The 18,935-nt window shown below is 68.5% G+C and carries 15 protein-coding genes; 11 read left to right on the plus strand and 4 right to left on the minus strand.

The window, feature by feature from the left end; all coding sequences use genetic code 11:
* Window positions 1-63: 63 nt before the first annotated feature.
* The 3 genes from SPDO_RS05380 to SPDO_RS05390 are packed head-to-tail and all read right to left on the minus strand — an operon-like array spanning window position 64 to window position 3,415.
* Window positions 64-1,392, minus strand: a complete 1,329-nt coding sequence (locus tag SPDO_RS05380; RefSeq protein WP_088366466.1) for a mechanosensitive ion channel family protein — start codon at window positions 1,390-1,392, stop codon at window positions 64-66.
* Window positions 1,389-2,582: a cystathionine beta-lyase gene (gene metC / locus SPDO_RS05385; protein WP_088366467.1), complete on the minus strand. Its 1,194-nt coding sequence runs from the start codon at window positions 2,580-2,582 to the stop codon at window positions 1,389-1,391. Before metC ends, SPDO_RS05380 begins: the two co-directional genes overlap by 4 nt.
* Window positions 2,579-3,415 carry a sulfurtransferase gene (locus tag SPDO_RS05390; protein ID WP_088366993.1) on the minus strand — a complete coding sequence of 279 codons (837 nt, stop codon included), beginning with the start codon at window positions 3,413-3,415 and terminating at the stop codon, window positions 2,579-2,581. Before SPDO_RS05390 ends, metC begins: the two co-directional genes overlap by 4 nt.
* Window positions 3,416-3,517: 102 nt before the next feature.
* Here SPDO_RS05390 and queF point away from each other — a divergent pair, with 102 nt between their 5' ends.
* The 7 genes from queF to SPDO_RS05425 all read left to right on the plus strand — a co-directional run bounded on the left by queF (window position 3,518) and on the right by SPDO_RS05425 (window position 10,716).
* Window positions 3,518-3,961, plus strand: a complete 444-nt coding sequence (queF, locus tag SPDO_RS05395; protein ID WP_088366468.1) for a preQ(1) synthase — start codon at window positions 3,518-3,520, stop codon at window positions 3,959-3,961.
* Window positions 3,962-4,086: 125 nt separating this feature from the next.
* Entirely contained in the window at window positions 4,087-6,354 is a 2,268-nt protein-coding gene (locus SPDO_RS05400) for a glycosyltransferase family 4 protein (protein ID WP_088366469.1), read from the plus strand.
* A gap of 53 nt (window positions 6,355-6,407) precedes the next feature.
* Window positions 6,408-7,691 (plus strand): glycoside hydrolase family 130 protein, encoded by a 1,284-nt coding sequence (locus tag SPDO_RS05405; protein ID WP_088366470.1) that lies wholly within the window; start codon window positions 6,408-6,410, stop codon window positions 7,689-7,691.
* Between the two features lie 248 nt (window positions 7,692-7,939).
* Complete coding sequence (locus SPDO_RS05410) at window positions 7,940-8,257, plus strand: PspC domain-containing protein (protein ID WP_088366471.1); 318 nt, start codon at window positions 7,940-7,942, stop codon at window positions 8,255-8,257.
* Window positions 8,258-8,509: 252 nt separating this feature from the next.
* Entirely contained in the window at window positions 8,510-9,796 is a 1,287-nt protein-coding gene (locus SPDO_RS05415) for a homoserine dehydrogenase (RefSeq protein ID WP_088366472.1), read from the plus strand.
* Window positions 9,797-9,881: 85 nt separating this feature from the next.
* Window positions 9,882-10,238 (plus strand): GntR family transcriptional regulator, encoded by a 357-nt coding sequence (locus tag SPDO_RS05420; protein WP_088366473.1) that lies wholly within the window; start codon window positions 9,882-9,884, stop codon window positions 10,236-10,238.
* A 34-nt stretch (window positions 10,239-10,272) separates the two neighbouring features.
* A complete protein-coding gene (locus SPDO_RS05425) occupies window positions 10,273-10,716 on the plus strand; it encodes a hypothetical protein (protein ID WP_088366474.1) in 444 nt (147 codons plus the stop codon).
* Here SPDO_RS05425 and SPDO_RS05430 read toward each other — a convergent pair.
* Entirely contained in the window at window positions 10,706-11,743 is a 1,038-nt protein-coding gene (locus SPDO_RS05430) for a mannose-1-phosphate guanylyltransferase (RefSeq protein WP_245829297.1), read from the minus strand. The two genes, SPDO_RS05425 and SPDO_RS05430, sit on opposite strands and share 11 nt — an antisense overlap.
* A 246-nt stretch (window positions 11,744-11,989) precedes the next feature.
* On the opposite strand from SPDO_RS05430, the gene SPDO_RS05435 reads away from it, so the two are divergent.
* From SPDO_RS05435 to SPDO_RS05450, 4 genes are read left to right on the plus strand one after another with little or no spacing between them, the layout of a single operon-like run.
* Entirely contained in the window at window positions 11,990-13,378 is a 1,389-nt protein-coding gene (locus SPDO_RS05435; RefSeq protein WP_088366476.1) for a TIGR03013 family XrtA/PEP-CTERM system glycosyltransferase, read from the plus strand.
* Complete coding sequence (gene prsK / locus SPDO_RS05440) at window positions 13,375-15,429, plus strand: XrtA/PEP-CTERM system histidine kinase PrsK (RefSeq protein ID WP_245829214.1); 2,055 nt, start codon at window positions 13,375-13,377, stop codon at window positions 15,427-15,429. The genes SPDO_RS05435 and prsK overlap by 4 nt, the downstream gene beginning before the upstream one ends.
* The gene (gene prsR / locus SPDO_RS05445; RefSeq protein ID WP_088366478.1) at window positions 15,426-16,772 is read left to right on the plus strand and encodes a PEP-CTERM-box response regulator transcription factor; all 1,347 of its coding nucleotides are present in this window, start codon (window positions 15,426-15,428) and stop codon (window positions 16,770-16,772) included. The genes prsK and prsR overlap by 4 nt, the downstream gene beginning before the upstream one ends.
* Complete coding sequence (locus tag SPDO_RS05450) at window positions 16,765-18,894, plus strand: tetratricopeptide repeat protein (protein ID WP_088366479.1); 2,130 nt, start codon at window positions 16,765-16,767, stop codon at window positions 18,892-18,894. The genes prsR and SPDO_RS05450 overlap by 8 nt, the downstream gene beginning before the upstream one ends.
* The last annotated feature ends 41 nt before the right edge of the window (window positions 18,895-18,935 follow it).

Below are 18,935 nucleotides of genomic sequence, written 5' to 3' on the forward strand. Positions count from 1 at the left end.
GCGGCGGCGGGCTGGTCCACGCGCCAGCCCGGCTCCTCTAAACGCTAGCGACGTCGCCGTCGGTCACGCCGCGGGCGCGTCGCTGGGCTGATCGGGCGCTGCGCCAGCCGCGGCGACCGGCGGCGGTGAGGGCCAGCTCTTCACATAGATGTCGCGCTGCGCGAACGGGATGTTCACGCCCGCTCCCTTGAATTTCCACCACAAGCGATTGAGTACGTCCGAGCGCACGTTGCCGACGCCCGATTCCGGGTCGCTGATCCACGCAAGGATCTCGTGCTCCACCCCGTCGTTGCCGAAATTGGTGAGCCACACATTGGGCGTGGGGCTCGACAGGACGCGCGGCGATTCCTTGGCGGCGGCGAGCATCAGCTCCTGCGCCTGCTTCAGGTCGCAATCATAGGCGACGCTCACCGGAATGCGCACTCGCACGTTGCGGTTGGAGAAGGACCAATTCTCCACCTCCTGCGTCATCAGGTTTTCGTTCGGGATCAGATGCTCCTTGCCGTCGCGCGTGATCACGCTGACGGCACGCACGCCGATCTTGTTCACCCAGCCGAAGCTGTCGCCCACCACGATGACGTCGCCCGGCTTGATCGAGCGATCCATGAGGAGGATGATCCCGGCGATCAGATTGCCGACCGTCTTCTGAAGACCGAAGCCGACAGCGAGGCCCAGCGCGCCGGAGAAGACGGCAAAGGCGGTGAGATCGATGCCGAGCAGGTCGATCGAGAACATGAACGCCGCGATGACGATCGCGATCGTCGCCAGCTTCTGGCCGAGCAGCTTCTGCGTAGCGTCCAGCGTCTTGGTCTGCGCGATGGTGTGGCTGACGATGCGATTGGCCAACCGCACCACCGCGACGATGACCACGATCGCCAGCAGCGCGCTGATGATTGCCAGCAGCGACAGCCGCCGCCGCCCGAGATCGACACCCACGCCGTCGAGCGTCGAGGTGATCGCGTCCAGCCCGCCAACCGCGCGGCTGAACAGCGCCACGAACAGGATCCCCGAAACGAGCCACGACGCCCAGCGCGGAATGCCCAGCCCGCGCAGCACCTGATGCGCGGCGAACGCGCCGGCACAGCCCAGCGCGAGGCCGATCGGCAGCCCACCCCAGGCGGACCAGGGATAGGCCGCCATGACGATCGCGGCGGCCAGCGCGGCGGCGCCGTGGCGCAGGATGGCGGGCATCCGTTCCCACAAACCTTCGCCGTGATGCGCGACATGGTTCTTCCACCACTCGCTTGCCTTCGCGCCCAGCTTGCGCTGCGTCAGCACGCCCAGCGCCAGCGACAGCACCATCAGCGTGCCGGCGATCGCCATCTCCAGCGCGTCGAACCGCGACGGCAGCGCCAGCCCGTGCGAGGCGAGCCAAGGCTCGAGATCGATCATCCGCGCACGTCGCTGAAGCGCTGCAAGCCGTTCGCGAGATCGGCGATCAGGTCGTCGGGATCCTCCAACCCGATCTGAAGCCGGACGAGCGGTCCGGCGAAATCGGGCGTCGTAGCGCTACGGTGCCGCTCCGGATCGGCCGGGATCGCGAGGCTTTCGAACCCGCCCCACGAATAGCCGATGCCGAAATGCGCCAGCGCATCGATCAGCGCCGCGCGCGCCGCCTCGTCGCCCCCGTTCAGCACGAAGGAGAAGAGGCCGGTCGATCCGGTGAAATCGCGCATGAAGACGTCATGCCCGGGGCAGGAGGGTAGCGCCGGGTGCAGCACCCGCGCCACCTCGGGGCGGGTCTCGAGCCAGCGCGCGATCTTGAGGGCGCTTTGCTCATGCTGGTTCAGGCGCACCGCCATGGTGCGCAGCCCGCGCGAGCCGAGCCATGCGTCGTCGGGGCTCGACACCTGCCCCAATTGAAAGCTCGTCTCGCGCAGCCGCCGCCAGTGCGACGGCGCGGCGGTGACGCTGCCCAGCATCACGTCCGAATGGCCGACGACATATTTGGTGCCCGCCAGGATCGCCAGATCGACTCCCTTTTCGATCGCGCGAAACCGCAGGGGCGTGGCCCATGTATTGTCGAGCAGGGTGGTGATCCCGCGCGCCTTGGCCACGGCGACGATCGCCGGCACGTCCTGCACCTCGAATGTCAGGCTGCCGGGGCTTTCCATGAAAATCGCGCGGGTGTCCGGCCCGATCAGGTCGGCGATGCCGGCGCCGATCAGCGGGTCGTAGAACCGATGCCCAATGCCGAAGCGCTTGAGCAGCCCGGTCGCCATCGATCGTGTCGGATCGTATGCCGCATCGGGCACCAGCAGCTCGTCGCCGGGCGAGAGGACGCTCAGCAGCGCCGCCGCGATCGCCGCCACGCCCGAGGGATAGAGGAACGTCGCCTCCGCCCCCGGCTCCAGCTCGGTCAGCGCATCGGCAAGGCTCCATTGCGTCGGGCTGCCGCGCCGGCCGTAGAACAGGCGATGGTGCGTATCGCGCGCGCCATTGGCCCGCAGTTCCGCGATCGAGCCGTAAAGATGCGTCGAGGCGCGCCACACCGGCGGGCTGACGATGCCCTGCGTCCACTCCGCCCGCCGCCCCGCGGCGACGACGCGGGTGGCATCGGCAATCGGCCGGTCCTTGCTCATGCGCCCGTCTCCTTGAGGGTTGCAGGGTCGCTGCCCCATTCGGCCCAGCTGCCGTCGTAGATCGGCACCTCATGCCCTAACAGGTGCGCGGCAAAGGCGATCACCGCCGCCGTCACGCCCGATCCGCACGTCGCCACCATCGGGCGGTCAAGGTCGATGCCGGCGCTCTCGAACACGGCGCGCAGGTCATCGCCGCGCTTCCACGTACCGTCGGGATGGAAGAAGCGCGCATAATGGAGGTTGGTGGAGCCGGGGATATGCCCGGGCGTGACGCCGGCGCGCGGCTCGGGCTCGGCACCGGCAAAGCGGCTCGGCGAACGCGCGTCGACGATCTGCGCGTCGCCGCTCGCCTGCGTCGCTTTCATCTGTGCCAGATCGCGGATCGCCGCACCGCGTTCGCGCGGGGTGATGTGCCGCGGCTTGGGGCTTTCCTCCCCAGTGGCGATCTCACCGCCGGCCGCGCGCCACGCGTCCAGCCCGCCGTCGAGGATCGCGACATCGGTGATGCCGAAGCTGCGCAGCATCGCCCAGCCGCGCGCGGCGGTATGGTGCGGCGATTGATCGTACAGCACGATGCGCGTGCCATCGCCCAGCCCCAGTCGCCCCATCCGGCTGGCGAACTTTTCCGGGCCGGGCAGCATCATCGGCAGGCTGGTGCTGGTGTCCGCCATCTCGGCCAGATCGAGGAAAATCGCGCCCGGCAGGTGTGCCGCCAGATAGTCGGCGCGCGCGTCGCGCCCGTCACCGGGCAGGAACCAGCTGCAATCGGCGATGCGCAGATCGCGCGCACCGATTGCGTCGAGGAGCCATTGGGCGGAGACAAGTGCATCCATGGCCATCTCTTAGCGTCCATTCCCCGCTTGTCGAAATCTTGCGGGCGAGCTGGGCCGCGCGCGAACTGGCAACTGGCCGCCGCCGCCCCTATCTGACGCCGCATGACACTGCATCTCGGCCAGAACAGCCCGCTTCCCGCCAGCCCGGAAGAAGCGGTGCTCGATTATGTTCCCAATCCGCGCCCCGGCCGCCAGTATCTGGTGCGCTTCGTCTCGCCCGAATTCACCTCGCTCTGCCCGGTGACCGGCCAGCCCGATTTCGCGCATCTGGTGATCGACTATGTGCCGGGCGACACGATCGTCGAATCCAAATCGCTCAAGCTGTTTCTCGGCAGCTTCCGCAACCATGCCGCCTTTCACGAGGATTGCACCGTCGGCATCGGCGAGCGGCTGGCCGAGGAGATGAAGCCCGAATGGCTGCGCATCGGCGGCTATTGGTATCCGCGCGGTGGCATCCCGATCGACGTGTTCTGGCAGACCGGTGCACCGCCGGCCGACCTGTGGCTGCCCGATCAGGGTGTTCCGTCGTATCGCGGCCGCGGCTGATCGCGAAAACGCATCTTTATTTGCTGCAGCGCAAAAATTGGCGCAACCAACTGCGAACAATCCGGTTGTATCGGTGAACGCGGCGTGAACCCTCGCTGCGTTTCCCGTAGCAGAGGCACAAGAGGATGAACCAGGCGGTCGCACGAGATAACGTCAAGCATATTGCCCTGATCGGCAACTTTCTGCCCCGCAAATGCGGCTTGGCGACGTTCACGACCGATACGTTCAATGCCCTGAAGTCCCGCTATCCCGATCTCACCGTCGACGTTTACGCGATGGACGATCATCCCGGCCGCTACGATTACCCCGATGCCGTCACGGGTACGATCCCGCAGGACGATCGCGCCGCCTATATCGCCACCGCGCGCGCGATCGAGGCGTCGGGCGCGGAGGCGATCTGGGTCCAGCACGAATATGGTATCTACGGCGGCGCTGCTGGCGAGCATATCTTGGCGCTGCTCGACCGTACCAACCTGCCGCTGATCGTCACGCTGCATACCGTGCTCGAAAAGCCGAGCGTGCAGGAGCGGGCGGTGATGGAGGCGCTGCTGCGCCGTGCGTCAAAGGTCATCGTGATGGCCGAGCGCGGGCGCGAGATCCTGACGCGCGTTCACGGCATCAATCCGCGCCAGATCGTCAACATCCCGCATGGCGTGCCCGATCGGCCGTTCGCCGACCCGGCTGTTTTCAAGCCGAATTTCGGCTGGGCCGGCCGCGACGTGATCCTCACCTTTGGCCTGCTCGCGCCGGGCAAGGGCATCGAGACGGTGATCGAGGCGATGCCGGCTGTTGTGGCGCAGAATCCGGGCGCGATGTACGTCGTCCTGGGCGCCACGCACCCCAATCTCGTCGCGCACGAAGGCGAGAAATATCGCGACAGCCTGAAGGCGCTCGCCCGCGATCTGGGTGTCGAAAACAACATCGCCTTTCTCGACGCCTTCGTCGAGCAGGACGAACTGATCGACTATCTCCAGGCGGCCGACATCTATGTCACGCCGTATCTGAATCCCGCTCAGATCACGAGCGGCACGCTTTCCTACGCCGTCGGCGTGGGCAAGGCGGTTATCTCCACGCCCTATGTCCATGCGACCGAAATTCTGGCGGATGGGCATGGCGTGCTGGTCGATTTCCGCGACGCCGCGGCGTTCGCCCGCGAGATCAACAATCTTCTCGGCAGCGAGCGCAATCGTTCGCGTCTTTCCGCGCGTGCCTATGAGCGTGGACGGACGATGACATGGTCACGGGTGGCGGAGCGAGCGATGAACGAGATAAGCGCGATAATCGACGGGCGCCCGCAGCGCATCCCCACTGCCGGCACGGTCAAGCCGCAGGCGCCAGACATGGCGGCCGTGGAGCGGATGAGCGATGCCACCGGCATGCTCCAGCATTCGATCTATTCGGTGCCCGATCGCCGCCACGGCTATTGCATCGACGACAATGCCCGCGCGCTGATCCTGATGAGCGCGATGGAGGATCTGGACGAGGTCGCGCGGGACAAGTGGACGACGATCTACGCGTCCTTCGTGCAATATGCCTGGAACCCCGATCAACGGCGCTTCCGCAACTTCATGAACTTCGATCGCACCTGGTGCGAGGATGCCGGTTCGGAGGATTCGAACGGGCGCGCCTTGTGGGCGCTGGGCGTCACCGCGCGTGACGCGCGCAGCCGCAAGCATCGCGACTGGGCGGTGATGATGTTCGACATGACGGCGAGCCTCGCCTTCGAACTCGGCAGCCCGCGCGCGCAGTCCTTCGCGATGCTGGGCGCAGCGGCGATGCTCGAGGCGTCGCCCGGTCACCAGCTCGCGCATTCGATCGTGTCGCGCTTCCCCGACGAGCATATGGCGCTGCTCGATGTCGCGCGCCGGCCGAACTGGGTGTGGTTCGAGATCGTGCTCGCATACGACAACGCCCGCCTGCCAGAAGCGCTGATCCGCGCCGGTCAGGCGATCGGCCGCACGGACGTGGTGGCGGCCGGTCTTGAAACGCTCGACTGGATCATCGAGCAGCAGAAAAGCCCGGAAGGGCGGTTCCGCGCCGTGGGCACCGAAAGCTTCGGTCGCCCCTATGGCGAGCCGCTGCCGTTCGATCAGCAGCCACTCGAGGCGCAGGCCACCGTTGAGGCATGCTGTGCCGCTTACGCCGCCACCGGCGACGCGAAATGGCGGACAGAGGCCGAGCGCGCCTATGGCTGGTATTTTGGTCAGAACGATCTCGATCTGCCGCTCGCGACGTTGCAGGATGGCGGCTGTTTCGATGGCCTGATGCCGACCGGGCTCAACCGGAACCAGGGTGCCGAGTCGATTTTGGCACTTCAATTGTCGAATTGCGCCATTTCTGGGCTTTCAAAGCAGGCGCAGGGCGTGGCAGGGATGGGGCGCGCGGTCGCGTAAGCCACGCCTTTCTCGGCGCGCCGACTTCCGGACGACCATACGAGGCCTTCTTCTTGGACCTGTTCAATCACCGGCTCCGGCTTCACGCCGATCCGTCACGTGTCGTGGTACGCCCTTTTCACATCGCCCGTTCGGCGATGAACGGCCAAGGGCAAAGCCGTTCGCAGCGCATGATCGACGAAGTGCTCGCCATGACGCCGCAGCAAGCGCACGAGCAGCTGTCGGCCGTGCTCAAGGACTTCGAGGCCCGCCACTGGCAGACCCGGCGCGTCTTCACGACGCGCTACGAGGAGATCGCCGAGGTACACGGTCTCGATGCCAGCGGCATCAGTGAGGAAAAGCGCCAGCTGATCGGTGCCTATTTCTGCCACGAATACAGCTATGCCGCCGCTGCGCTGATGAACCCGAGCGCGGTGCCGCATCCCGACCAGTCCGGGATGCCGCCGGGATCGCAGCGCATCGTCATGAGCCTGCGCGCGGTGGGGGAGGGGCACATCTCCTCCGTCGCCTTTCGCGAAGGCATCATCACCGACGATGATGAGCTCGCGCTCGCGCCCGAGCCGCCCTTCGCCACCGCCGCCGACACGCGCGGGATGGACGGGCAGGACATGCCCACTGGGCCGGTCACCGTGCACCGCAACCGCGATTCGACGCTTTCGGGCACGGTGATCTTCCCGATTACGGAGGCGCAGTCGAAGGGGCTGGAGGATCTGCGCCTCGTCCACTTCACCCACGACGACGGCTCGATCGAATGGCTCGGCACCTACACCGCCTATAACGGCGCCAGCATCCAGTCCGAGCTGATGCGCACCCGCGATTTCCGCTCGTTCGATCTGGTCCCGATGACCGGCTCGGCCGCGCGCAACAAGGGCATCGCGCTGTTCCCGCGCACGGTGAACGGCGAGTATCTCTCGATCGGCCGGCAGGACGGCGAGAACCTGTATCTGCTGCGCTCGGACCGGCTCGACCATTGGGACGATGGCGAGCTGATCCTGACGCCGGTGTTCCCGTGGGAGCTGGTGCAGATCGGCAATTGCGGGCCGCCGATCGAGGTGGACGAGGGCTGGCTGCTGCTCACCCATGGCGTCGGCCCGATGCGCAAATATTCGATCGGCGCCGCGCTGCTCGACAAGAACGATCCCTCCAAGGTGCTGGGTCGCACGCGCGAGCCGATCCTGGCGGCGGCGGATCAGGATCGCGAGGGCTATGTGCCCAACGTCGTCTATACCTGCGGCGCCATGCGTCAGGACGACAAGCTGTTCGTGCCCTATGGCATCGCCGACAGCTCGGTCGGCTTCGCCTTTGTCGAGATAAGCAAGCTTCTCGCGCTGATGTAGGAACGGCCGTGCGGGTGCGCGTCGCAGCGCGCCCGCCGACGCGCCTCGCGTGCGCCGCTTTTTATCACGGCGCTGCCGTTGCGGTGGCGCGAAGCGCTATTATCTGGTGATCCGTGCCGATCTGTCGCGTGCGGGCGAAGGCGCTGAACCACTAAAGCATTGAAATTGCGTGTCACGCCGTCTGGCACGGAAGCTGCAACCTGTTCGTCAATCAAGCGGCACATGCCGCCATTGACCGGAGCCAGACCATGACCACCGCCCAGCCCGCCATCCCCCAGCAAAGCGCTAAGCCCACCAACGCCAAGGACAATCTGCTCGGCATCTGCAATGCGCTGGGCAACGATTTCGGCTTCAACCCGCTGTGGCTGCGCCTGGCGCTCGGCGCAGCCTTCGTGGTGCAGCCGGTCGGCGTCGTGATCTCGTATCTTGCGCTCGGCGCGATCGTCCTGATCTCGCGCCTCGCGATCCCCGCCAAGCGCACGCCTGCCACGCCCGCCATTACGGCTCAGCCCGACCCGGTCGTCGCGAACGAGCCGGAGCAGCCGGAGTTCGCCAAGGCCGCCTGATCCGTCGGCGCGGCCGCGACCAAAAAAAATATGCCCGGCCGCTTCGTTGAGAAGAGGCCGGGCAGGTAGCCTGTAGGTCACAGGCTTGGGTCGCACCGCTTGCATGGCAGCTTCGATGGCGCCTGCGCATCCCCGAAAAGGGGGAGAGACCGAAAATACCCCACGTCACCGTCGGTCCGCGCCCGTGCACCACATGGTCGACATGGCGCAGGCGAACGCTTAGTCGCGCTGTGACGACCAACGGGGGCGACGATGACGGCAGCATTGCGGGTGGCACTGGCGGGGCTTGGCACGGTGGGCGGCGGCGTCATTCGCGTGCTGCAGCAGAACCGCGAGCTCATCACGCGCCGCGCCGGCCGCCCGATCGAGATCGTCGCCGTCTCCGCCCGCGATCGCAGCAAGGACCGCGGCGTCGACATCAGCGGCTTCGAATGGGTCGACGACACCAGCGCACTCGCGGCGTGCGACGCCGATGTCGTGGTCGAGCTGGTCGGCGGCGCGGACGGCCCGGCGCTGGCGCTCGCCCGCGCGACGCTGGCGGCGGGCAAGGGCTTCGTCACCGCGAACAAGGCGATGCTGGCGCACCACGGGCTGGAGCTCGCGAACGCCGCCGAGGGCGCCAAGGTGCCGCTGAAGTTCGAGGCCGCGGTCGCCGGCGGCATTCCGGTGATCAAGGGCCTGCGCGAAGGCGCCGCGGCCAACGCGATCGACCGCGTTTACGGCATCCTCAACGGCACCTGCAATTTCATCCTGAGCAAGATGGAGGCGGAGGGGCGCGACTTCGCGGACGTGCTCGCCGAGGCGCAGGCGCTGGGCTATGCCGAATCGGATCCCAGTTTCGACATCGACGGCGTGGATGCCGCGCACAAGCTGTCGATCCTTTCCTCGGTCGCTTTCGGCATGAAGCCGGCGTTCGGCGACGTGGCGGTCAGCGGGATCCGCGACGTGATCGCGGCCGACATCGCCGAGGCGGCGGCGCTCGGCTATCGCGTGCGCCTCGTCGGCGTGGCGGAAGCGGGCGCGAGCGGCCTGTTCCAGCGCGTCCACGCGCATCTGGTGCCCACGCATCATCCGCTGGCGCATGTCACCGGCTCGACCAACGCGGTGGTGGTCGACGGCAATTACGTCGGCCGCCTGCTGTTCCAGGGCGCCGGCGCGGGTGACGGGCCGACCGCCAGCGCAGTCGTGGCCGACCTCATCGACATTGCGCGCGGCGAGTTCGGGCCGGCCTATGCCATGCCCGTCGCTTCGCTGGCGGAGGCGTCGCCAGCGCCCACCGGCGAGCGGCGCGGCCGCGCTTATCTGCGCTTCACGCTCGCGGATCGCGTCGGCGTGCTGGCGGAAATCGCCGCCGCGATGCGCGACGCGGGCGTGTCGATCGAAAGCCTGATCCAGCGTGCCGCGCCCGAGGACGGCACCGCGCTGGTCGTGATCGTGACCCACGAGGCGCCCGAGTCGCACGTCGAGGCCGCGCTGGAGCGGCTGCGCGGCTCGCAGAGCCTCGCCGGCGAGCCGTTCTGGATGCACATTCTGGACTGATCGCGCGGCGGTGCCGGCGCAGCCAGCAACGCTTCCTCACGCATTACAGGCTGTTCTCCGCTGTCATTTGCTGTATTAAGGCAGCATGACAGCGCTGAGCAACGAAGACAGCCCGGTCTATATCAGGCTTCGCGGCACGATCGCGGCGGGAATCCTGCGCGGCGATTTCCGCGCCGGCGATCAATTGCCGTCGGTGCGCGCGCTCGCGGCGGAGCATGGCGCCAACCCGCTGACGGTGGCGAAGGCGTATCAGTCGTTCCAGGACGAGGGCTACGTCGAGGTGCGCCGCGGCGTCGGCATGTTCGTGTTGCCGGGCGCCGCGGAGCGACTGCGCGTGTCCGAGCGTGAGACCTTCGTCAGCCAGCAATGGCCCCGAATTCGCGCCTATATCGAGCTACTTGGGCTCGACCCTGCGGCGCTGCTCGATCGCGAGTCGGCCTGAGCGTCGCTAGCGCGTTACGTCGGCCAAGGTCGTCATGGATCTCACCTTCACGAAGCGCGGCGGCAAGTCCGACGATCTGACGATCGTGCGTGCCGACGGTACGCGAGAATCGATCGCGTGCCCGAAACAGGGCATCATTCCGCACGACATGGTTCATTTTGCGGTGGAAAGCGTGCTGGCCGCGCGCGGCTTCCTCGCGCTCGTGGCGCAGGGCAAAAGCGCGGCGTTCGCGACCACCGGCGCCGCTGACGAGGAAGCGATCGAGCGCCTGGTGGAGACCTTTCAGGCCGAAATGTGGGGCGGCCGCGTGCCCGTCGACGATCTGATCGCCACCTATGAACATGCGTGCGGCGCGCGTGGCCACCCGGTCGCCGCCATCGCCCCGGCCGAGGTCGAGGCGATCCGCGCGCAGCTGGACCTGCTGACGCGGCAATGGGCGAGCGTCCCGCTCGACGGGGCGCTGACGCTCAGTCTTTGACCGCGCGCTCCAGTTGCGCCGGCGTCTCGCCTTGCTGGCCCGCGCTCTTCATCGCCTCCAGCAGCGCCTTCACCTCCTGGCTGCGGCCGCGCGGCAGCACCAGCACGTCGTTGCCCGACGCCACCACGATCAGGTCGCTGACGCCCACCATGGCGATGCGCACGCCATCGCTGCGCGCCAGGCAATTGTTGGTGTCCAGCGCGATCACCTCGCCGCCGATCGCATTGCCCGCCGGATCGCACTTGCTGATCGCGTGCAGCGCGTCCCAGCTGCCCACGTCGTTCCAGCCCATCGAGACCGGCACCACCGCAACCTTGTCGGCCTTTTCCATCACCGCATAATCGATCGACTGATTGGCCGCTTCGGAGAAAGGGAGGGTGGCGGGGCGGACATGCGTGCCGGCGCGCTCGCCCTCGGCGATCGACCGGCGCACCGCATCGAGCATGTCCGGCTCGTGCTGGGCCAGCGCATGGAGGAACGCGTCGGCGCGGAACAGGAAGATGCCGCCGTTCCAGGCATGATCGCCGCTCGCCACCATCGCCTCGGCGACCGTAAGCGGCGGCTTTTCCACGAAGCGGTCGACCCGGTGCACCCCCGGCTCGATCGCCTCGCCGACCTTGATATAGCCATAGCCGGTTTCGGGCGCATCGGGCGTGATGCCGAACGTCACCAGCCAGCCCTGCTCCACCATCGGCAGCGCGGCGTTGACCGCCGCCCGGAAGGCCTCGACGTCTTCGATGACATGGTCCGACGGCATCACCAGCAGCGGCGCGTCAGGCTCCACCGCACATAGCGCGGCAAGCGCGATCGCGGGCGCGGTGTTGCGACCGATCGGTTCCAGGATCAGCGCCTGCGGGCGGCAGCCGATCGCGGCGAGCTGATCCTCGATCATGGTGGCGTGGCGCGCGTTCGCGACGACGATCGGCGCGTCGAACCGCTCGCCGCAGGCGCGCGCCGCGGTCAGTTGCAGCATGGTCTGGTCCGCGGTCAGCGCCAGCATCTGCTTCGGCCGCTCGGGCGTCGACATCGGCCACAGCCGCGTACCCGAGCCACCGGACAGGATCACGGGAACGATCGACGTCATGCGCGCAAGCTCCTTGAGCCACGGTTCATGGACCGGGCAACGGTTCGAATAACAGGAAAATGGTAGATCCCCGCCGGCTTAATGCACGGTAAGCGGCTTTTGATCCACGGCTCGTTCAATCTTTCTTTGCCATTTCCTGCAACAGCCCTCGTGTCGGTTTCCCTTACACCATAGGGACGAGCGCAGGCGATGATCAGAGTATTCAAACACTACGTGCCGAATGCGGTCGCCCTGCTCGGGCTGATCGATTTCGTCATCCTGCTCGCCGCGGCCGAGTGTGGCTGGCTGCTGCGTGCTGCGCAGCTAGAGATGATCCCGGAAGCGATCACCACCCGGCTGCCGCAGCTTGCTGCCTTTGCCATTCCGCTGGGTATCGCGATGGTGGCGGTCGGTGCCTATCAGGCGGACGTGCTGGTCTCGCTGCGCCAGGCGGTGATGCGGCTGATTGTCGCGGTGTCGCTGGGCGTCATCTTCCTCAGCCTCCTGTATTTCTTCTTGCCGACCGTCAGCCTGTGGCGATCGAGCCTGTTCTACGCGATGCTCTTTGCCATCGTGGGCCTGGTGGCGGCCCGCGTCCTATTCCGCCGCATGCTGGGCGGCGACCGGTTTCGCCGCCGGATCGTGGTGCTCGGCGCCGGCGCGCGCGCGGCGCGGCTCGGCAGGCTGGAGCGGGCGAACGGCGCCAGCTTCATGATCGCCGGCTATGTCGCGATGGGCGAACCGTCGATCGAGGTGCCCAATGCCGTGCCCCGCTCGGCCATCCCCAACCTCGCCGCCTTCGTGGTGGAACATGGCGCGACCGAGGTGGTGCTCGCGATCGAGGAGCGCCGCAATGCGCTGCCGCTCAAGGATCTGCTGCGCGTCAAGACGACCGGCGTCCACGTCAGCGAATTCTCGACCTTTCTGGAGCGCGAGACGGGCCGCATCGATCTTGCCAGCGTGAACCCCTCCTGGCTGATCTTCTCCGACGGCTTCGCCTCGGGCCGCATGCTGTCCGCGATGGCGAAGCGCGCGTTCGACATCCTGGCGAGCGGGCTGTTGCTTGCCCTCGCGTTGCCGGTGATCCTCATCACCGCGCTGGCGATCAAGCTCGAAAGCCGCGGCCCCGCCTTTTACCGCCAGCGCCGCGTTGGACTCTTCAACGAGCCGTTCGACATCCTCAAGCTGCGCTCGATGCGGCAGGATGCCGAGGTCGCGGGGCAGGCGGTCTGGGCGCTGGAGCGCGATCCGCGCGTCACGCGGATCGGCCGCTTCATCCGCAAGGTGCGGATCGACGAACTGCCGCAATGCTGGAGCGTGCTGAAGGGCGAGATGAGCTTCGTCGGCCCGCGCCCCGAGCGCCCGCAATTCGTCGAGGAGCTCGAACAGCAGCTACCTTATTATGCCGAGCGGCACATGGTGAAGCCCGGCATCACCGGCTGGGCGCAGATCAACTATCCCTATGGCGCGTCGATCGAGGATGCCCGGCACAAGCTGGAATATGATCTATATTATGCCAAGAATTACTCGCCCTTCCTCGACCTCCTGATCCTGCTCCAGACGCTCCGGGTGGTGCTCTGGCCATCGGGCGCGCGGTGAACGCGGCACCGATCACGCTGTGGACCCATGCGCTGGCGGCGCTGCTGTTCGGCACGCTGGCGCTCACCCAGCGGCGCCACGGTGGTGCCCTGCCGCGCGGACCGTTCCTTGCCGGGCTGATCGCCACCGCATTCTGGGCGCTTGCGGTCGCCGGGCTCGATCCGCGCGACGTGGCGACCCGGCTGGCGGAAAGCGTGCGCAACCTTGCCTGGCTGTCGCTGATGTACGCGCTTGCCCGGCGCGATCCGGCGGATGCCGCCCCGCGATCGCTGCGCGCCGTCTATGTCACCGTGGCGCTGGTCGTGGTCAGCAGCGGCGTGCTGGCGATCGCCGCCGCCGCGGTCACCAGCCGAGCGGTCGAGGCGATCCTGCTCGACACGCGGCTGTTGCTGCAGATGCTCGCCGCCACCGGCGCGCTGATCCTCGTCAGCCGGCTGCGTCACGGCCGCGTGTGGCAGCATGCGGGCGGCGCGCGGATGGCGATCGTCGCGCTCGGCATCATGTGGGCGGTGGACCTGCTGATCTTTGCCAGCGCGCGGCTCACCGGCGCCTGGCCCACCGGGCTCATCGACCTGCGCGGCGCGGTGATGGTGGCGCTCACCCCGCTGTTCGGCCTGGCCGTGCAGCGCGGCGAGGGGCGCACCATGCAGGCCTCGCGCACGCTCGCGCTCCTGTCGCTCGCCGCCGTCGCGGTGGCGCTCTACGTCGCGGTGACGGCGCTGGCGACCGCGATGATCGGCTCGGTCGGCGGCAGCTACGCGCGGATCGTGCAGACGGCGCTGATCTTCGGCACCACCGCGGCGCTGCTCACTTTGGTGTCGACGCCATGGACGCGGGCCTGGGCGCGCGTGCTCGTGTCGAAGCACCTGTTCAGCCACCGCTACGATTATCGCACCGAATGGCTGCGCTTCACCGAAACGCTCGGCGCGCCGGGCGAGGGCGCGACGCCGCTCGCCGAGCGTGTCGTCAAGGCGATGGCGGATTTCACCGCCTCGCCCGGCGGTCGCCTGCTGCTGCCCGACGGCACCGCGACCGCGTGGAACTGGCCCGATGCGCCCGCCGTCGATCAGCCCGACGCGCCGCTCTTCGCCCATCTCGCCGCAACGGGCCGCATCATCGAGCTCGACGCGGTGCGCGCAGGCACGGCCGATCCGGCGGACGTCGCCTGTGCGCCGGCCTGGCTGCGCGACGACAGCACCGCCTGGGTCGTCGTCCCGCTGCTCCACCTCGGCGAGCTCGCCGGAGCGATCGTTCTTGCCCGCCCGCTCATGGACCGCGCGCTCGACTGGGAGGATTTCGACCTGTTCGGCGTCGCCGGCCGCCAGGCGGCAAGCTATCTTGCGGAGGCGCGCGCGCATGCCGCGCTCGCCGATGCGCAGCGCTTCGACGAGTTCAACCGTCGCTTCGCCTTTATCATGCATGACCTGAAGAATCTGGTCAGCCAGTTGACGCTGGTCGCCCGCAATGCGGAGCGGCACGCCGACAATCCCGCCTTCCGCGCCGACATGGTGGCGACGCTGACCGATTCGTCGGCCCGCATGAACGCGCTGCTCGCCCGCCTGTCGCAGCATCACGCCGCGCGCGCCGAAAAGGCCGTGGCCGTGTCGCTGCTGGAGCTGGCACAACGCGCCGCTAGCAGCCGCCGGGCGCAACATCCGGTCACCGCTTCGGGTGATGCGAACGCTTATGTCATGGCCGATCCCGCGGCACTTGAGACCTTGCTGTCGCACCTCGTCCAGAACGCGGTGGAGGCAAGCGCGCCCGGTGCCCCCGTGCAATTGCACGTCGCGGCGGCGGATGGAGAGGCCAGCATCACCGTCACCGATCAGGGCGGCGGCATGAGCCCCGCTTTCATCCGCGATCAGCTGTTCCGCCCGTTCGTGTCGGGCAAGCCGGGCGGCTTCGGCCTCGGCGCGTTCGAGGCGCGCCAGCTTGCCGAGGGGATGGGCGGCACCATCGCGGTGACGAGCCGCGAGGGCGCCGGCACCAGCTTTCGCATCGCGCTGCCGCTCGCCGCGCCTGCTGCAAGAGGAATGGATCTGGTGGCATGACCGGCCTGCGCAAATTGCTGATCGTGGAGGATGATCTCGGGCTCCAGCGCCAGTTGCGCTGGGCGTATGAGGGATATGAGGTGCTCGTCGCCGCCGACCGGCCAAGCGCGATCGACATGATCCGCGCGGAGGAACCCGCCGTCGTCACGCTCGATCTCGGCCTGCCGCCCGATCCCGACGGCACGACGGAGGGCTTTGCCGCGCTCGCCGACATCCTGTCGCTGAAGCCTGAGACCAAGGTGATCGTCGCCTCCGGCCACGGCGCGCGCGAAAGCGCGATACAGGCGATCGCCGACGGCGCGTGGGATTTCTACCAGAAGCCGATCGACATCGACGCGCTCGGCCACATCGTCGCGCGCGCCTTTCACGTCCACGAACTCGAAGCCGAAAACCGCCGCCTCGCCGCACGCGGTGCCGCACCGGCGCTCGGCGGGCTGATCACCGCCGCGCCCGAGATGATCAAGGTCATGCGCACCGTTGAGCGGGTCGCGCCCGCCGACGTCTCGGTGATGCTGCTCGGCGCCAGCGGCACGGGCAAGGAATTGCTCGCCCGCGGGCTGCACGATGCCTCGCGCCGCGCCGGCGGCGCGTTCGTCGCGATCAACTGCGCCGCGATTCCCGAAACGCTGCTCGAAAGCGAGCTGTTCGGCCACGAAAAGGGCGCCTTCACCGGCGCGGTAAAGACCACCGAGGGGAAGATCGAGCAGGCCGCCGGCGGCACGCTCTTCCTCGACGAGATCGGCGACGTGCCGCTCCCGCTTCAGGTGAAGCTGCTGCGCTTCCTGCAGGAGCGGGTGATCGAGCGGATCGGCGGTCGCCGCCCGATCCCGGTCGACACGCGCATCGTCTGTGCCACCCACCGCGACATCGACGCGATGGTGGCGGCCGGAGAGTTTCGCGAGGACCTCTATTACCGGCTGGCCGAGATCGTCGTGCGCATCCCGTCGCTGGCCGAGCGGCCGGGTGATGCGGCATTGCTCGCCCGCCACTTCGTCACGCGCTACGCTGCCAGCATGAACCCCGCCGTATCCGGCCTTTCATCCGACGCGCGCGCCGCCATCGACGCGCATGACTGGCCCGGCAACGTGCGCGAGCTGGAAAACCGCGTGAAGCGCGCGGTGATCATGGCCGACGGCAAGTCGGTCACCGCCGCCGATCTCGATCTCGCCGCCGCGCAGGACGACGGCGTGAACCTGCGCGCCGCGCGCGAGGCCGCCGATCGCCGCGCGATCCGTCACGCGCTGGCGCGGGCGGACGGCAATATCTCGCAAACCGCCCGGCTGCTCGGCGTCAGCCGCCCGACCTTGTACGACCTGTTGAAAAGCTACGATCTGCATGACTGACGCAGGCAGGCGCTATCCGTTGCTGCGCGGGCGGCGGCGGCGCGGCACGCGGTCGCGCCCGATCAGCGATGCCGTGCGCCAGCGCCGCTGGCGGCTCGCGCGCATCGGGGCGATGCTCGCGCTCGCCGCTTTGGTGGTGGCCGGCATCGTGCTGGTCGCGCGCCGCGCCGCGCGGCCCGATCCCGCGCAGGAATATGTCGCCAGCCTCGCGGCACTGAAGCGCGGCAACTACAGCGCCGCGCGCAATCACGCGATCGCCGCTGGCGAAGGCCCGGACGCCGCCCGCGCCAATGCCGTGCTCGGCCGCGCCTATCTGTTGCTTGGCGACGGGGATGCGGCAGAGGGTGCGCTCAATCGCGCGGTCGCGGCGGGGATGCCGAACACGCGGCTCCACCAATTGTTTGCCGATGCCTATCTCGCCCAAGGCGACGAAGATCGCGCCCTTGCCGAAGCGGCGCGTGCCACGGCGCCCTACCAGGATTACGCCGCACGGGTCCGCGCGCGCGCAATGGCGGCAAAGGGCGACGTGCCCGCCGGCACCGCGCTGCTGCAGGCCGTGATCGCGCGGCGCCCGAACGATGCGGCGGCCTATGCCGATCTCGGGCGCGTGCGCCTGGCCGCTGGCGACGTGCTCGGCGCCGACCAGGCCGCCCGCCGCGCGGTGGCGCTCGATCCTGCAAATCTCGATGCGATCGTGCTGGCGGGAGAAGTGGTGCGCAGCCGCTATGGCCTGCTCGCCGCCTTGCCGTGGTTCGAACGCGCGCTCGCGCAGGACGCTTATTATCACCCGGCGCTGATCCAATATGCCGCCACCGCCGGCGAGGCGGGGCGCTATGCCGACATGCTCAGCGCCACCCGCCGCGCGCTCGCCGCCCGGCCGGCCAGCCCGCAAGCGCTCTATCTCCAGGCGGTGATGGCGGCGCGCGCCGGCAACAACGAGCTCGCGCGCACCTTGCTTGCCCGCATGGGTGACGCCGGCCTTTCGATGCCCGGCGTCGTGCTGCTCACCGGCATGCTGGCCTATGCCGATGGCGGCTACGAGCAGGCGGTCGTCAGCTTCCGCGAGGTCGTCGGGCGCCAGCCGATGAACCTCGTCGCGCGGCGCCTCCTCGGCGCCTCCTTGCTGCGCTCGGGCGATGCCAAGGGCGCGCTCGCCACGCTGCGCCCGATCGCGGTTCGCCCCGACGCCGACAGCTACACGCTGGCGCTCGCCGGCCGTGCGTTCGAGGCGACCGGCGAGCGTGACTGGGCCGCGCGCTTTCTCGATCGCGCCGCGCGCCCGGCGCTCGCCGATCCGCAGCCCTTTGCCGGCGACGGCAGCGCCGGGGCGCTCGCCGCCGCGGTGGCCGGGGCGCCCGGCGATCCCACCGTCGCGGTCGGCTATGCCCGCAGCCTCGTCGATGCCGGACAGGCCGATCTCGCCGCCGAGCGCGCCACCGCGATCGCCAACGCCTCGCCCGGCGCACCCGACGCGCAATTGCTCGCCGGCGACGTATCGGCGACGCAGGGCCGCTTTGCCGCGGCGCTCGCCCGCTACCAGCAGGCCGCCAACCTGCGCTTCGATGCACCCGTCATGCTGCGCCTCGCCGAAGCGGCCAATCGCGCCGGCCGCCCGCGCGATGCCACTGCCGCGCTGGCGCTCTACCTGTCGCAAAACCCGCAAAGCCTCGTCGCCCGCCGCGCGCTCGCGAACCTGCAACTTGCCGCGCGTGAATGGCCCGCCGCGATCGAGACGCTCGGCTGGCTGAACGACGCGATCGGCGCCAACGATGCGCTGATCCAGGCGCAACTCGCTTACGCCCTCACCGCCGCGGGCGACCCACAGACCGGGCTGGCGCACGCCCGCATCGCCTACCGCCTCGCCCCGCTGAACCCCGCCGCAACCGACGCATTCGGCTGGGCGCTCTACGAACAGGGCGACACGCGCGCGGCGCTGCAGGTGCTGCAAAAGGCCGCAACGCTCGCGCCCAATCACGCCGGCATCAGCTGGCATCTCGGCCAGGCGCTCGCCGACGCCGGCCGGGCCGCCGAGGCGCGCCAGCGGATCACCGCCGCGCTGCGTGACCCCTCGTTCCCCGACCGCGCTTCCGCCACCGCGCTGCTGAACCTGCTCGGCAGCTAGCGACGTGCGGCGGTTGCGGGCAGGCAGCCGCCACCCTAGCA

The sequence above is a fragment of the Sphingomonas dokdonensis genome, assembly GCF_002197685.1.
In the GTDB taxonomy this organism is placed as follows: Bacteria; Pseudomonadota; Alphaproteobacteria; order Sphingomonadales; family Sphingomonadaceae; genus Sphingomonas; species Sphingomonas dokdonensis.